Source organism: Undibacterium sp. GW821-FHT07F11, assembly GCF_059418665.1.
In genome coordinates this window covers 185,131-200,798 of the sequence record NZ_JBWKQH010000001.1, presented here as the reverse complement: position 1 = coordinate 200,798, position 15,668 = coordinate 185,131, and the positions used below count along the sequence as shown (strand labels likewise).

The window sequence follows — 15,668 nt, the reverse complement described above, 5'->3', positions numbered from 1 at the left end:
TGCCAACCACTTCGCCCAGCGCCAGATACAAAGGCAAGCTGCATACCAAACTCATACCTCATGCTGCCTTGTTGCCTATGAGTCTGACGGTGGTATTCGGCTACCTGGCGACCTTATTGTGGACATTGAAAATTTCATTGAGCAGTTCACGCACTCTGCCCGTCAATAACTTTGTCGGCTTCAGTCAGTATGAGCGACTGTTCGACAATGAGCGCTGGTTGTTGTCACTGAATAACCTGGCTATTTATGGCATGTTGTTCATCCTGGCTTGCATCATCATTGGTTTTTTGCTTGCCGTATTCATCGACCAGAACGTCACGGGTGAAGGCGTCCTGCGCACCATCTTCCTCTACCCTTACGCCATGTCATTCGTCGCCACAGGACTGGTGTGGCAGTGGATGCTGACTCCGGGTGTGGGAATACAAGAGGGCATACGGCAACTGGGGTTCAAGGATTTCCAGTTTGACTGGATAGTCGATCAGGACATGGTGATCTATACCATCGTCATCGCCACCGTCTGGCAAGCTTCCGGCCTGGTCATGGCGATGCTGCTCGCAGGATTGCGTGGCATAGACCAGGACATCTGGAAGGCCGCCCGCATGGATGGTATACCCACCTGGCGGGTCTATCTGTCCATCATCATTCCCATGCTGGCCCCCAGTTTTGCCACTGTATTCCTGTTACTGGCAACGGCTGTCGTCAAACTCTTTGATGCGGTCGAAGCGATGACACAGGGTGGCCCCGGCACTGCCAGCGAAGTACCGGCAAAATTCATTATGGACCACTTGTTTGGCCGCGCCAACCTGTCACTCGCATCTGCCGGTGCCGTCATGATGTTACTGCCCGTGCTGGCACTGTTGATACCCTATGCGTATGCAAGAGCACGCAAGGGGAAAATATGAAGGCAAACACAAAGCGCACGTGGACACCGGCACGCGTAGGCATCTATGCCTTCCTGCTGACTGCTGCGGCATTCTTTTTGCTCCCGCTGTATATCATGCTGGTGACTTCCTTCAAGTCCATGGAGGAAATCCGCCTGGGCAATATCTTTGCCCTGCCCATGCACATGACGGTAGAGCCATGGCGGCAAGCCTGGAGCATGGCCTGTACAGGCGTGGCCTGCGAAGGCATCAGTAGCGGCTTCTGGAATTCAGTGGCGATCACTTTACCGAGTACAGTGCTGGCGATTTTCCTGGGCGCGCTGAATGGCTATGCCTTGTCGTTCTGGCGGCCACGTGGCTCACAACTACTTTTTGGTATTTTGCTGGCGGGCGCTTTCATTCCTGTGCAAGTCATGATGTTCCCGCTGGTACGGGTGCTGGCGGCCCTGAATATTTTCAGTACCCTGCCTGGCATCGTCCTGGTGCATGTGATTTTTGGCATGCCCATCATGACCCTGCTGTTCCGCAACTACTATTTGGGCATACCGCAGGAATTATTCCATGCAGCGCGCATAGACGGCGGCGGATTCTTCCGCATCTTTGTGCAATTGATGCTGCCCATGTCCCTGCCCATGATAGTCGTGGCTGCCATCATGCAAGTCACCGGAGTGTGGAACGATTACATCCTCGGCCTGGTATTTGCCGGGCGTGAACATTTACCGATGACGGCACAACTGAATAACGTCATCAATACGACGACCGGTACCAGGATGTATAACGTCAATATGGCAGCAACCATATTGACGGCCTTGCTGCCGCTGACTATCTATTTCATTTCGGGCCGCTGGTTTGTGCGTGGCATTGCCGCCGGTGCGGTCAAAGGTTAAGCTGAGTTTAAGATCAAGGGTGGGTGCATGGCATATGTAAGTCTCAAGAATCTGGGTATACAGCTGAGCGGACAAAAGATCATCGATCAACTGGATCTGGATGTGGAAGAGGGCGAATTCCTGGTCTTGCTGGGACCATCCGGTTGCGGAAAATCTACCTTGCTGCACAGCATAGCCGGGCTGATTGATATTGCCGCAGGCAGCATAGAAATCGCAGGCAAGGATGTTAGCTGCGCCGAGCCGAGTGACAGGCAGATAGGCATGGTGTTTCAATCCTATGCGCTTTACCCGACCATGACGGTGGAAAAGAATATGTCTTTCGGCTTGCGCATCAATGGTATTGCCAAGCCAGAAATACAAGCCCGTATCACAAGGGTGGCAGAGATGCTGCAATTGCAGGCTCTGCTACAGCGCAAGCCAGCGCAGCTATCCGGTGGGCAAAGACAAAGGGTGGCGATAGGCCGTGCCTTGGTCAGGGAAGCCAGGGTGTTTTTGTTTGACGAACCACTATCAAACCTGGATGCCAAGTTGCGTACAGAATTGCGCCGTGAACTCAAGCTGCTGCATCAGAATCTTGGTTCCACCATGTTGTATGTGACGCACGATCAGGTGGAAGCCATGACCCTGGCCAGCCGTATAGTCGTCATGTGGGCTGGCAAGATACAGCAACTCGGTACACCGTCCGAAGTATATGAGCGACCGGCAAACCTGTTTGTGGCAGGGTTCCTGGGCGCGCCAGCCATGAACTTTATTGCAGGCAAGCTCAATGAAGATAAGCAGTTTGGTAATGAAGTGATCAACCTGGATTTATCGGCTTATGCGTCTCAGACAACATCGTCAGCGCAGGATGTGATTTTGGGTATAAGGCCAGAATATATGCAGGTGAAGGCAGATGGCGCATACAGTGGTGCGCTCAGCCTGTTGGAACCCATGGGTAATCATCAACTTTTATGGTTGTCTATGGGTAAGCAGCAGTTGTGTTTGCTGGATCATGAGAACCGGCAGTTTACTCTGGGCGAGACGGTGCGCTTTGATATCCACACCGACAGGGTTTCCCTGTTCGATGCAAAAACAGAGTCACGTTTGTGATTGAAGAAGATAATTTACGATAGTCGGGGTAAATTTTTAATATACTGGCCGGATGATAAACATGGAAAAGAATCAAGTGGCGACTATCAAGGATGTGGCCCGCCTGGCGGGTGTGGGACTGGGCACGGCTTCACGCGTCGTCAGCGGCAAAGGGTCGGTGTCTTTAAAGACGCAGGAGCGTGTGCGTAAAGCGATTGCAGAACTGGATTTTCGTCCCTCCCATGCCGCGCGCAGCTTGTTGTCTGGCAATTCGCAAATGATAGGTGTGTATATCCCTGTGCTCAAGGGTACTTTTTACATGCCCATCCTGCAGTCCATCGACACCGAATTGCGTCTGGCTGGTTTGCATATGGTGGTTGCGTTTGGCGTGGGCATAGGTGATGAACGGCGGCAGGGTGTAGAAGGCATAGAATTCCTGATGGAGCGTGGTTGCGATGGCCTCATCGTCATGAGTAATGTACTGACGGATGAGGACTTCTCTATCCTCGGTCAAAAACGTGACCGTCTGGTCGTCCTGAACCATGATTCAAAAACCATCGCTAGCCAGTGCTTTACTGCTGACCATGTGCATGGCGGCGTCATGGCTGCACGCGCCCTGCTTGAATACAAGCACAAACATATCGCAGTCATCGCTGGTCCATCGACCGCGCCGGATAATGTGGAACGGATCAACGGTTTCCTTGGAGAACTCAGCCATGCAGGAATTGACACTGGCAAGATGTGGATAGCCGAGAGCGATTTTTCACCTGAAGGTGGTTGGAATTGCGCCAAAGAATTATTGGAATCAGGCCGCCCCTTCACAGCCCTGTTTTGCGCGAATGATGAAATGGCCTTGGGAGCCTTGTCTTACTTCCAGCAAGCTGGTATTTCCGTGCCGCATGATGTGTCCGTCATCGGTTACGATGACACCATGAGCGCAGCCTATGCCGCACCGCCACTGACTTCCGTGCATATTCCATGGCGTGATGTCACGCTCAGTGCATTGAATGAATTATTGAACCGTTGCTATGGGCTAAGAAGGCCAGTCACACGTGATTACCCGATCAAAGTGACTATGCGCGCATCCCTGGCGAAACCTGCGCAGCAGCGAAACAAGGCTGGCTGATGACCGTGATGTTTAGTTTTTAGCCTGAAAGTTCAGACAAAACAGCAGAAGGACTTGTTGAGTGTGCTTAAGTCTGGCTGAGTTTTTGGTGTGAAAGCCTGTTGTAGAAAGAGCGCAAATAAGTTTAAAAAGAGTGAATGGTTTTCTTGACTATTCATTTTTTTTATGAAATTATGGAAACCTTTCCATGAAATTAAAAAGCTGAATGTTATTCCACCTGTATCTGAATGGCTGTATCAAATATTTGTGAATAGTGAATGCTGAAATTCAAGTAGTTTGCAGTCTGTAAGGTCGGGAATTAGCGAGGCCTCAGTGATTTAAGGCTGGGCTGATACAAAGTGTGCGCGGGTTTTTTCGCAGCTAATGGATGCCGTAGATCTCCTGGCTACTGTCTGCAAACAGTCTTGCCACGCAGATGAGTTGGTAGTTCATCCATCTTGCCCTCTGGAGCGGGCAGTAGCTGGGTGGGGACACAGGAAAGAGTTTGCAATAAGTGCGTATAAAAATTCTGAGTAGTAAATACTCAAAATTTTTTAACTATAATTGGAAAGCTTTCCAAATAATTTTAATTTGAATCAACTTTAGATTGAGCAAGCAAAATATGAGCAAAAATCTTCTTCATGCAGTTCCGTCACTTGCTACACAGTTGCAGCGCACAGATTTTAACAGCGACTTTTTATGGGGTACTGCAACCTCTGCCTATCAGATAGAAGGTGCGGCAGCGACAGATGGCCGCGTTCCATCCATCTGGGACAGTTTTTGTGAGCAAGCAGGGACCATACGTGATGGCAGCAGTGGCGCCGTAGCCTCTGACCATTATCATCACTGGCCTGAAGATCTGGATATTGCACAAAGCCTGGGCAGCAATGCTTACCGCTTCTCCATTTCCTGGCCACGCATATTTTCCGGGCCTGGCAGCAAACCAAATCCTGAGGGGCTGGCATTCTATTCGCGTTTGGTAGATGGCATGCTGGAGCGTGGCCTGCAACCCTGGGCCACACTGTATCACTGGGATTTGCCGCAATACCTGCAAGACCAGGGCGGCTGGGCATCGCGTGATACTGTGCACGCTTTTGTTGAATTTGCCGATGTCGTCACAGAGCATCTGGGTGACAGGGTCAAGCACTGGATTACCCACAATGAGCCCTGGTGTACAACCATGCTGGGACATGCGGACGGCATCCATGCGCCAGGCATCAAAGACTTCAAGACAGCAATCCAGGTATGCCATCATGTCTTGCTGTCGCACGGTCTGGCAACGCCGGTAATACGTGCCAATGTCGCAGATGCCAGAATAGGCCTGGCACTGAATCTCCATCCTATTTCTGCAGCCAGCGACAAGCCTGAAGACTTCGCGGCGGCCCGCTTGCACGATGGCTTGCGCAATCGCTGGTATCTCGATCCCCTGTATGGCCGTGGCTACCCACAGGATGTCTGGCAGGCGCTGGGAGAATATGTCCCGGTGGTACACGAAGGGGATCTGCAGGCCATGGCAGTTTCCACTGATTTTCTGGGGGTGAATTTCTATTTTCCTGAAATCATAGAACACGCACCCGGCGCATCGCCATTGAATACGCGCCTGGTGGATGCGGTAGGTGTTGAACGTACTGCCTTTGGCTGGGAAATCGCTCCAGAAGGCATGACCAGTTTGCTCAAGCGCATACAGGACGATTATCAACCGCATGCCATGTACATCACAGAGAACGGTGCAACCTATGATGACCATCTTGATGATGACGGCCAGATCAGGGATGAATTGCGCCGCGACTATCTGATACGCCATCTGTTGGCTGTCAAGGACGCGATACGCCTGGGTTGTCAGGTCAAGGGCTACTTCCTCTGGAGTTTGCTGGATAACTTCGAATGGGCTGAAGGTTGCTCGCGCAGGTTTGGCATTGTGTATGTCGACTTCGTCACGCAAAAACGCACTCTAAAACTAAGCGCGCATTGGTACCGGGATTTTTTGCTGGGAGCAGGAAAAGCAAAAGACGATACGTTTGCTGTAACTACTGCAGCGCAACAACAGCAGGCATCCTCAACTGCCTAGCAGGCAGATGTAATCGATATGTCTGTCGCATGCAGGATATATCGGGGCGTACCAAGAACACATTTTCATTGACAAACAGAAACGGGGGTAGCACTATGCATTTTCGATAAAATTGGAAACCTTCCCATTATTGAATTATCTATCCATGACTAATTCATTATGGGTAATGCAGGGCAGTGTTTTCAGCAATACATGTGCATGGCGCAAAAAGATGCCAGCCAAAACAAAAATACCAGTAAGACGCGCATGCAAGCCATGTGCGGACCACGGCGACCGCTAGTGAGGTTCACTACCGTCAGCCGATAACTGAAAAAATATGGGAGACATGATGTTTCATCAAATAACCAAGCGTACCCTGATAAGCCTGGCCGTAGCCAGCGCCTGCGCACAGTTGACAGCTTATACATGGGCACAAGATCAGGAAAGCAGTAAAGTCGCAGAAGTAGATAGCAAATCCAAAACAAAAAAAGCAGACGCAGATAAAAACGAAGTACAGGAAATTACCGTTACCGCAACCCGCCGCGCCACATCTTTATTAAAAACACCATTGGCAGTGACTGCCTTCAGCCAGGAAAAACTGACCAAGCAAGGCATTAATAATCTGGCAGGTATCTCCGGCGAATTGCCGAATGTGCAAATGGATGGACAGGCCAATGACTCCGCCGTCAAGATCACCATACGCGGCATTACTGCCACCAACTTCACCGAGATCGGTGACCCCTCTGCCGGCTTGCATATAGATGGCCTGTATTCGCCGCGTCCACAAGGTGCACAAGCGCTGATGTTTGATCTTGACCAAGTAGAAGTATTACGCGGTCCGCAAGGTACTTTGTTTGGCCGCAATTCAACCGCAGGCAGTATCAATATCATACCGGCCAAACCGGAATTTGGTTCTACCTATGGCAGTGCTTCTCTGGAAACTGGCAGCCTGAATTTGCGCAACCTGAATGTCATACAGAATATTGCAGTGAATGACAACCTGGCCCTGCGTGCCACTTTGATGAAGGTGACACGGGACAGTCCGTTCAACCAGATGCAGGACTTCTCGGAAGCGAATATTCCGGCATTGGGCTGGAAGCCGGACGGCATACCTGATGTGACCCAGCGTTTCAACAGCAAGGTATCCAAGGCTGACGGCTATAATAACCAGAACCAGTGGGCAGGACGTTTGGCTGCCAGACTGAAGGTCAACAATGACCTGGAATGGCAACTTGCCTATGAACATTTCCAGGACTCTGGTGCTGGCTATATAGGCATGCGTGATTGTGATCAGTCTGCCGGTACGCGCTGGGCTTGTGTGCGTGGTCAGTACGATGTATTGATCAATGTGCCGGGCAAGGTCGATATGACCATCGATACCGTACGTTCCAAAGCTATCTGGAACATGAACAAGAACACGACGCTGGAATACGGCTTTGTGTATGCAAACCAGAAACGCAGCCAATTGCATGATGATGATGGTGGCGTCTCGCCCTATGCTTTTGAAGTCACTGGCCGTAATCCGGTAGATGGTAACTGGTCAGTCTGGCCTATCTCGGATAACCTCACACGTACCCTGAATTCCAAATACCTCTCTACCGTGAATGAGCTGCAACTGAAGCAGAGTTTTGATAACTGGCAGTATGTGGCTGGCGCATTCTGGATGCATGAAAAGAATGCCATCAACTTTGGCCAGGAACAGATGCACTATGGCCCCAACAATATCCCTATCAGCCAGTTCTACGCGCAGCCTGACCGTCAAATCGATTCCAAGGCCCTGTTCGCACAGGCGGACTGGAAATTCACTCCGGTCTGGACAGCTACGGTGGGCGCACGCTACACACGTGATACCAAGACCGACGTAGGTGGTATGAATTATGGTGGCAATAGCTGGGGTGGCCAAAGCTATGGCTACTACAACGGCATGTTTGATTATGGTACCCCAGGTACTGACAGTTACCGTACCCCAAATGGCAACCAGATCACGCCGCAAATGGGTTCCCTCGGTGGTGCAGCCGCCTATGCGGGTTATGGTCCCGGCACCAATAATGACCATAGCGACAGCTGGAGTAAAGGCACCTATCGTCTCGGTCTGCAAGCGCAGTTGACGCCAAGCGATATGGTGTACGCGGCTTTGGCCACTGGCTATAAATCCGGCGGCTTTGGTGACCGTACCAACAAGTGCGGCCAGACTACCTGCGTGTATGGTGACAATAAAAAAGAACAGATAACCTACCTGACCTATAAGCCAGAAACTGTCACCAATTTTGAATTGGGTTACAAAGGCAAATTGCTGGATAACCGTCTGGCCTTGTCCGTCGTCCTGTTTGCCATGCAGTATAAAGACATGCAGCAAACCGGCAGCAACTTCCTGGCCAAGGTCACGACGCCAGACAACCTGCCTTGCCCGTCATGGGCACCGACTTGTGACGTGGCAACTGCGTGGCAGACAGTCAATGTTGCCAAAGTCAATTTGTCAGGTATAGAAACCGAGTGGGATTATCGTCCATGGCCGGGTGCCAAACTGGGGGGCTTCTTCAGTTACCTGAAAAGCGTGATCCATGATTATGATTCCTATGATGATGGATATGCCTGTGACCAGCGCGCAGAGTTTGGTGCAGTTCCCTGTCCGGCAGTTTATCTGGGTACTGATGACAGATTGCGTGGCCGCCGTGCTTACAATCTGGAAGGCAACCAAATGCCGAATGCGCCTAAATTTACTTTTGGCATGAATTTCTCGCAAGAGTTTGCATTCGACAATGGTTATACTCTGACACCATGGATAGGCATGCGTTGGCAAGACAAGGTGTATTTCGACCTGCGCAATTTTGACAATGCCCATATTGGTCTGACACAGAAAGCCTATGCCAAGGGCGATGTGTCGCTGAAACTGGTAGCGCCGAATGACAAATGGTTTGCTGAAGCTTATGTACGCAATTTCACCGACGCCAAAGCCAAGACCAATGGCTGGAATGCAGGTGGCGGCAAAATGGGCGCCAGCTATATAGACCAGCGTTCTTTTGGTGTACGTGTAGGTGTAAGTTATTGATGTAAGCCTGACAGCATGGCCTGTATTTGCAGGCCATGCTGTTGTCGACAGGGATCAGCTCCATATGAAAAAATACCTTACTCTTGCTTGCCTGTTTTTTTTGTGTGCCTGCGGTGGTAGCGCTACCCAGGTTGCAGTCCCCGTGCTCGAACCCAGCGTTACAACGCAAGTCAGTAGCCCGGTCTGGGAATTGGTCTGGCAAGATGAATTTGACGGAAGCACGCTTGATCACCGCAAATGGCAAGAAGAAACCGGTGGCGATGGCTGGGGCAATCATGAATTGCAGTTCTATACCAGTCGCACAGAGAACTTGCGTCTCGCCGATGGCAAACTGATCATCGAAGCACGCAAAGAAAATTATTCAGGCCGCGAATATACCTCAGCCCGCATCAAGACTGCTGGCTTGCAGGAAACAGCTTATGGCCGCTTTGAAGCCCGTATAAAAATCCCCGCAGGCCAGGGCATATGGCCCGCTTTCTGGATGCTGGGTAATAACATAGGCACCGCAGGCTGGCCCAATTGCGGCGAGATAGACATCATGGAAAACATAGGCAGAGAGCCTGCGACCATACATGGCACGGTGCACGGCCCCGGCTATTCAGGTGCGCAGGGTAATGGCAAGCCATACAGCCTGGCCAGTGGCAAATTCGCCGATGACTATCACATCTATGCCGTTGAATGGGAAGCCGCAGAAATACGCTGGTATGTGGACGGCATTCAATATCAAACAGTCCACCCTGATCAGTTGGCGGGCAAGTGGGTGTTTGATCATCCGCATTTCCTTATTCTGAATCTGGCCACAGGTGGTGACTGGCCTGGCGCACCCGATGCCAGCACGGCGTTCCCGCAACAGATGCTGGTGGATTATGTGCGTGTATTCAAGCGCAAATCGTAAACGCAAAACAGGCGTAAAAATTAGTATGTGGTTCAGCAGTAAAAAGCAGGCAGTATCCGTTTATCCAGAGACAAAGTGGATCAGATGATTCATTAACGATAAAGAGTAAAAACATGAAATTAAAGACAGGCGTACTTGGACTAGGCTCAGCCCTGATGCTGGCTTACAGCGCGGGAAATATCAGCTTGGCTGCGACTGGCAATTCGCAGCAATTTGGCCCTGGCAATATGCCTGCCAATAACCTCTCAGCCTGGCCGCAGGTTCAGAGTACCATCAGCAAGGACCCCGCAATCGAAGCCAAGGTCGCTGCGATTGTCGCAGGCATGACGCTGGAACAAAAAATAGGCCAGATGACACAGCCTGAAATCAAGTCCATCACGCCGGAGGATGTCCGTCGCTATTACCTGGGTTCTGTTCTGAATGGTGGTGGCAGCTGGCCAGACCGCAATAATAAGCGCGGCACGGCGGCTGACTGGGTTACGCTGGCGGATAAATATTATGAAGCATCGATGGCGACTGACATGGCCGTCAAAGTACCCGTGGTCTGGGGCATAGATGCCATACACGGCAATAGCAACGTCTACGGCGCAACCCTGTTCCCGCACAATATCGGCCTGGGCGCTGCCCACAACCCGCAACTGGCGGCGCAGATAGGTCGCTCCATGGGCAAGTCTGTGCGCGCCACAGGCATTGCCTGGGTATTCGGCCCTACGTTGGCGGTAGTGCGTGATGACAGATGGGGGCGTACTTATGAAAGCTTTTCTGAAGATGGCGCACTGGTGCGCCAGTATGCCGGTGAATATGTAAAAGGCTTGCAGGGCTCATTCATGGAGGATGGCAATGTGATTGCCACTGCCAAGCACTTCATGGGTGATGGCGGTACGGACCAGGGCAAGGACAGGGGTGTCAACCTGTCCACCAATACGCAGATGCTCAATGTGCATGCGCAAGGCTATATGACCGCGCTGGCAGCAGGCGCGCAAACCGTGATGGCCTCTTACAATAGCTGGAACGATAAAACCTCAGGCGCCAACTACGGCAAGATGCATGGCAGCAAGGCCCTGCTGACAGATGTGCTCAAAACAAAAATGGGCTTCGATGGTTTCATCGTCACCGACTGGGATGGTATAGGTGAAGTACCTGGCTGCCGCAACGACAGTTGCCCACAAGCGATTAATGCCGGTATTGATATGGTCATGGTACCGGATGTCTGGAAGGCTTTCATCAGCAACACCATCGCCCAGGTCAAGTCTGGCGAAATACCCATGAGCAGGATAGATGATGCAGTGACGCGCATCATACGCGTCAAGTTACGGGCAGGCTTGTTCGGTAAAAAGCCATCTGAAAATACCTATGCAGGCAAACAGGATGCCTTGCAAGACCGTGAGCTGGCCAGGCAGGCCGTGCGTGAATCCCTGGTCTTGTTGAAGAACGATGGTGCTACTTTGCCACTGGCACGCAACAAAAAAATCCTGGTAGTTGGCAAGACTGCGGATGATATCTCCAATCAGACTGGTGGCTGGTCGCTGACCTGGCAAGGTACGGACAATAAAAATGCAGACTTCCCGAATGCTGATTCCATACTGACGGGCATCAAGGCAGCCGTGGGTGATGCCAATGTTGAGTTCAGTGCAGATGCCAGGGGTGTGGATCTCAGCCGCTTTGATGCCGTGATAGCCGTCATCGGTGAAACACCGTATGCAGAAATGTACGGCGACATCGGCCCCGCTGGTACTTTGCGTCATAGTGGCCGCTACCCTGAAGACCTGGCTGTGTTGCAGGCAGTAGCAGGTAAGGGTAAACCTGTAGTGACGCTGTTTGTCTCAGGCCGCCCACTGTACGTGAACGACTTGTTGAATCTGTCTGACAGTTTTGTCGCCGCCTGGCTACCAGGTTCAGAAGGCAAGGGTGTGGCCGATGTATTGTTCCGTGCCGCAGATGGCAAAGTGGCGCATGACTTCAAGGGTACGCTGTCGTTCTCATGGCCAAAGTCAGTGTGCCAGACCAGCCTGAATTTTGATGAGGCTAACTATTCGCCTCTGTTCAAGCTTGGCTATGGACTCAACTATTCCAGCAAGACAAAAATTGGAAAGCTCGATAGTAAATATCCTTCCGGTGGTTGCGGTGTGACGAATGCTTATCCGGTATTCAATCAGACTGACCGTGCAACTTATCCTCTGTATGTCGTCAGCGGCAATGAACAGCAGGCGGTGGGGGCGGATCTGAACCGCGTATTGAATATGCCCGGCATCAGCGTCCAGACTGCACAGGTCAATAGCCAGCAAGATGCCAAGCTGGTCAGCTGGAGCGGTGCCGCACGCATGGAAGCCCGTGCTGCGCAAGGCAAAGCCATACCTGCCTTTGCCAGCAAGGATGGCGCGTTGAGCTTTGACACCATCGTTGCAACTGCACCTGCAGGCACAGTCAGCCTGTCCATGCACTGTGGTGGCAACAGCCGCAGCCATTGCAGTGCCAGTGTGGATGTGACTGAAGCCTTCAAACGGTTGGCTGGCAAGAAAGAAAAGCAGACCATCAAAGTCCCCCTGTCCTGTTTCACTGCGAAAGGCGTCAAGCTTAATAGTGTGGATGTTCCGTTCAGCGTCAGCAGCACAGCCGCTTTCAGTGCCGCCTTCACGAATATACAAATCGTCGGTGGTGCGGCAAAAGACCAGGACACCTTGAACTGCGCAGAGTTGAAATGATGTTCAGTCAGAAGACCAACCAGACTTACCCGCGCCTGCTGGCCGATATAGGTGGCACCAATGCACGTTTTGCGCTGGAAACCGCAGAGCGTCAGTTTGAGGCGATCAGCGTGCTGGCCTGCATTGATTACCCCAGTCTGCCGGATGCGATTAAAAGCTATCTCGCCAGCACTACAGTCAGGCAAGTGCAGATCAGACATGATGCAAGAATAGCGCACGCTGCTATTGCGATCGCCAACCCCATTGATGGTGACAACGTTCGCATGACGAATCATCACTGGAGTTTTTCCATTTCTGCCGTGCGTGGGCAACTGGACTTCAGCAGTCTGCTGGTCATCAATGACTTCACTGCGCTTGCCATGGCCTTGCCTTATCTCGATGCCAGCCAGTTGCAGAAAATTGGTGGTGGCGCTGATGTACCGGGTTCGGCTATCGGCCTGATAGGTGCTGGTACGGGGCTGGGTGTATCCGGCATTATCCCCGCAGGTAATTCCTGGGCTGCCTTGTCCAGTGAAGGCGGGCATGCCAGCTTTGCGCCAGTAAGCCGGGAAGAAATGCGCATACTCGAATCACTGTGGCAACAATATGAGCATGTCTCGGCAGAGCGCCTGTTGTCGGGCAAGGGGCTGGAATTGATCTGTGCTGCCATCTCCGGCAAGACCCTGGATGCAGCAGATATCACGCGCCGTGCACTGGATGGCAGTTGCGCAGACTGCCTGCGCACGGTTGAGCATTTCTGCGCCATCCTCGGCAGCATGGCCGGTAATGTTGCGCTGACTCTTGGCGCAACGGGCGGCATGTATATAGGTGGTGGCATTGTTCCCAGGCTGGGGCCTTTGTTTGCTGCATCGGCATTTCGTCAACGCTTTGAAGCCAAGGGGCGGCTCAGCAGTTTTCTGGCGCAGATACCAACTTACCTGATCACTGAAGAATATCCGGCCTTCCTGGGTGTGTCAGCCATGCTGGCTGATCATCTGGGCAAGCAGGAAAAAAATTAACTACAAGGAGCTATATCTTGGAAACTTCACTACCGACAACTGCTGCCGTGACGTCTGATGGCAATGCCAGAAGCCAGACCAGTTCTCTCGTCATCGTGACGATTTTGTTTTTCATGTGGGGGTTTCTGACCTCACTCAATGATGTGCTGATCCCGCATCTGAAATCGATTTACACCCTCAGCTATGTGCAGGCGACACTGGTGCAGTTTTGTTTTTTTGGCGCTTACTTTATTGTCTCAATACCGGCTGGCATGCTGATCAGGAAAATTGGCTATCAACATGGCGCGGTGACTGGCCTGGTGATTGCTGCCATTGGTTGTGCCATGTTTTATCCTGCTTCCATGGGCAGCTACGCGCTGTTCCTGCTGGCATTTTTTGTTCTGGCATCCGGTATCACGGTTTTGCAGGTGGCGGCCAATCCCTATGTCACTGTACTGGGTGAAGCAAAGACTGCATCCAGTCGCCTGACTTTGACGCAAGCCTTCAATTCCCTGGGCACCACAGTAGCTCCTGTACTTGGCGGCATATTGATTTTATCTGGTGCTGCACTGACAGCAGTAGAGATCAATCAGTTGCCAGCGGCAGAACAAGTCACTTATCGTGCCAGCGCCGGTGCTGCAGTGCAAATGCCCTACCTGATGCTGGCGGGGGCATTGCTGTTGCTGGCTGTCTTGTTTGCTTTTGCAAGGCTGCCCAAAATTACTCACGCAGAAGACAGCGATACGACAGTCAGCACCGGTAGAGCATCGGTATTGTCGCATGGTCATCTGGTCATGGGGGCCATCGGTATTTTCCTGTATGTGGGTGGTGAGGTCAGCATAGGCAGCTTCCTCATCAATTTCCTGGGTGAGGCAGATGTAGGCGGCTTGACACCGGCAGTCGCCGCTCACTATGTCGGTTTTTATTGGGGCGGTGCCATGGTAGGCCGCTTCATCGGTTTTGCCGTCATGCGCAAGGTCAGTCCTGGCAAGACCCTGGCATTTAATTCGGCTGCCGCCATCATCCTGATACTCACTGCCATCTATAGTCATGGTTCGTTCGCGATGTGGGCGATACTGGCGGTGGGTCTGTGCAATTCCATCATGTTCCCGACCATCTTCAGCATGGCCTTGAACAAGCTTGGGCCATTGACGGGGCAGGGTTCAGGTATTTTGTGCATGGCTATCGTCGGCGGTGCCCTCGTCCCTTTCCTGCAAGGTTACCTTGCCGACAGCATAGGCCTGCACGTGTCTTTCTATGTGCCTGCAGCCTGCTATACCTTCATCCTGTATTTCGGCATACGTTATGCAGGCATGTACTCGACCAAATAAACTGGATTTTTTTTTTCTTCGTTACAGGAGATTGCGGGAGCTATATGCTCCCGTTTTTTTTGCGTGAAGTATGTTTATGAACAATAATGAGCGCTCTCCATACGCAAGCCGACGGCAAAGAAATGACTACAGCAAAAAAAGAACCCTGGGCGACACTGGCAGGTACCTCGGCTTTTCTTGGTGGCTTGTTGCACATCATTGCCTTGCTCGGTGGCGCAGACTGGATCCACTTTTTCCATGCACCACCCTCGGTAGTCGAGTCAGCCCGTCAAGGCACCTGGCTTGCTCCGGTCAGCACTTTGCTGATCACTGCCTTGATGTGGTTATGCAGCCTGTATGCTTTTTCAGCGGCTGGTTTTGTGCACCGCCTGCCATTGCTGCGCACAGGTTTGTTTGTGGTCGCTTTTATCTGCGTAGTGCGTGGTCTGATCTTTTTCCCCCTGATCATGATTAACCCTGCATGGTTGAAGCGGCTGGATACTTTTGAAATAGTCGCTTCCGTGATCTGGCTGGCGATAGGCATATTCTTCGCGTTGGGCTTGCGTGCTGTATGGAAACGCACATACTGAGGTTTTTCAGCCCATCGTCAATTTCCCCTTGAGTGCAAGTTCATGCTTGTATGACATGGGTATCATTTTTCATGATACCCATATTTTAATTCCATATTTTCCACAAAGACGTATTCCACCTACACTGTGAACACAGCAGATTTCAAAGGAAGTCGAA

At 51.7% G+C, this 15,668-nt stretch carries 11 protein-coding genes; all 11 read left to right on the top strand.

All coding sequences use genetic code 11. The features are described 5' to 3' along the window. The first annotated feature begins 77 nt into the window (after positions 1–77). Positions 78–902 (top strand): carbohydrate ABC transporter permease, encoded by an 825-nt coding sequence (locus tag AC07OI_RS00825; RefSeq protein WP_495256343.1) that lies wholly within the window; start codon positions 78–80, stop codon positions 900–902. Continuing rightward, entirely contained in the window at positions 899–1,768 is an 870-nt protein-coding gene (locus tag AC07OI_RS00820; RefSeq protein ID WP_495255977.1) for a carbohydrate ABC transporter permease, read from the top strand. Before AC07OI_RS00825 ends, AC07OI_RS00820 begins: the two co-directional genes overlap by 4 nt. Positions 1,769–1,795: 27 nt before the next feature. Beyond that, on the top strand, positions 1,796–2,857 hold the full coding sequence (locus AC07OI_RS00815) for an ABC transporter ATP-binding protein (protein ID WP_495255976.1): 1,062 nt from the start codon (positions 1,796–1,798) through the stop codon (positions 2,855–2,857). A 76-nt stretch (positions 2,858–2,933) separates the two neighbouring features. Next, positions 2,934–3,962: a LacI family DNA-binding transcriptional regulator gene (locus AC07OI_RS00810; RefSeq protein ID WP_495256342.1), complete on the top strand. Its 1,029-nt coding sequence runs from the start codon at positions 2,934–2,936 to the stop codon at positions 3,960–3,962. Between the two features lie 601 nt (positions 3,963–4,563). Next, positions 4,564–6,009 carry a GH1 family beta-glucosidase gene (locus AC07OI_RS00805; RefSeq protein ID WP_495255975.1) on the top strand — a complete coding sequence of 482 codons (1,446 nt, stop codon included), beginning with the start codon at positions 4,564–4,566 and terminating at the stop codon, positions 6,007–6,009. Positions 6,010–6,334: 325 nt separating this feature from the next. Beyond that, positions 6,335–9,037, top strand: coding sequence for a TonB-dependent receptor (locus AC07OI_RS00800; RefSeq protein ID WP_495255974.1), 2,703 nt, complete (start codon positions 6,335–6,337; stop codon positions 9,035–9,037). A gap of 64 nt (positions 9,038–9,101) precedes the next feature. Then, positions 9,102–9,932: a glycoside hydrolase family 16 protein gene (locus AC07OI_RS00795; protein ID WP_495255973.1), complete on the top strand. Its 831-nt coding sequence runs from the start codon at positions 9,102–9,104 to the stop codon at positions 9,930–9,932. A 113-nt stretch (positions 9,933–10,045) separates the two neighbouring features. After that, the gene (locus AC07OI_RS00790) at positions 10,046–12,634 is read left to right on the top strand and encodes a glycoside hydrolase family 3 protein (RefSeq protein WP_495255972.1); all 2,589 of its coding nucleotides are present in this window, start codon (positions 10,046–10,048) and stop codon (positions 12,632–12,634) included. Next, a complete protein-coding gene (locus AC07OI_RS00785; protein ID WP_495255971.1) occupies positions 12,631–13,632 on the top strand; it encodes a glucokinase in 1,002 nt (333 codons plus the stop codon). The genes AC07OI_RS00790 and AC07OI_RS00785 overlap by 4 nt, the downstream gene beginning before the upstream one ends. A 47-nt stretch (positions 13,633–13,679) precedes the next feature. Then, entirely contained in the window at positions 13,680–14,942 is a 1,263-nt protein-coding gene (locus AC07OI_RS00780) for a sugar MFS transporter (RefSeq protein WP_492704145.1), read from the top strand. Between the two features lie 86 nt (positions 14,943–15,028). Continuing rightward, positions 15,029–15,511 carry a hypothetical protein gene (locus AC07OI_RS00775; RefSeq protein WP_495255970.1) on the top strand — a complete coding sequence of 161 codons (483 nt, stop codon included), beginning with the start codon at positions 15,029–15,031 and terminating at the stop codon, positions 15,509–15,511. The last annotated feature ends 157 nt before the right edge of the window (positions 15,512–15,668 follow it).

What these genes read in the sequence shown, in the direction of transcription:
- AC07OI_RS00825 (WP_495256343.1), top strand. Translation starts at nt 78, where the DNA reads ATGAGTCTGACGGTGGTATTCGGCTACCTGGCGACCTTATTGTGGACA.
- AC07OI_RS00820 (WP_495255977.1), top strand. Translation starts at nt 899, where the DNA reads ATGAAGGCAAACACAAAGCGCACGTGGACACCGGCACGCGTAGGCATC.
- AC07OI_RS00815 (WP_495255976.1), top strand. Translation starts at nt 1,796, where the DNA reads ATGGCATATGTAAGTCTCAAGAATCTGGGTATACAGCTGAGCGGACAA.
- AC07OI_RS00805 (WP_495255975.1), top strand. Translation starts at nt 4,564, where the DNA reads ATGAGCAAAAATCTTCTTCATGCAGTTCCGTCACTTGCTACACAGTTG.
- AC07OI_RS00800 (WP_495255974.1), top strand. Translation starts at nt 6,335, where the DNA reads ATGATGTTTCATCAAATAACCAAGCGTACCCTGATAAGCCTGGCCGTA.
- AC07OI_RS00795 (WP_495255973.1), top strand. Translation starts at nt 9,102, where the DNA reads ATGAAAAAATACCTTACTCTTGCTTGCCTGTTTTTTTTGTGTGCCTGC.
- AC07OI_RS00790 (WP_495255972.1), top strand. Translation starts at nt 10,046, where the DNA reads ATGAAATTAAAGACAGGCGTACTTGGACTAGGCTCAGCCCTGATGCTG.
- AC07OI_RS00785 (WP_495255971.1), top strand. Translation starts at nt 12,631, where the DNA reads ATGATGTTCAGTCAGAAGACCAACCAGACTTACCCGCGCCTGCTGGCC.
- AC07OI_RS00775 (WP_495255970.1), top strand. Translation starts at nt 15,029, where the DNA reads ATGAGCGCTCTCCATACGCAAGCCGACGGCAAAGAAATGACTACAGCA.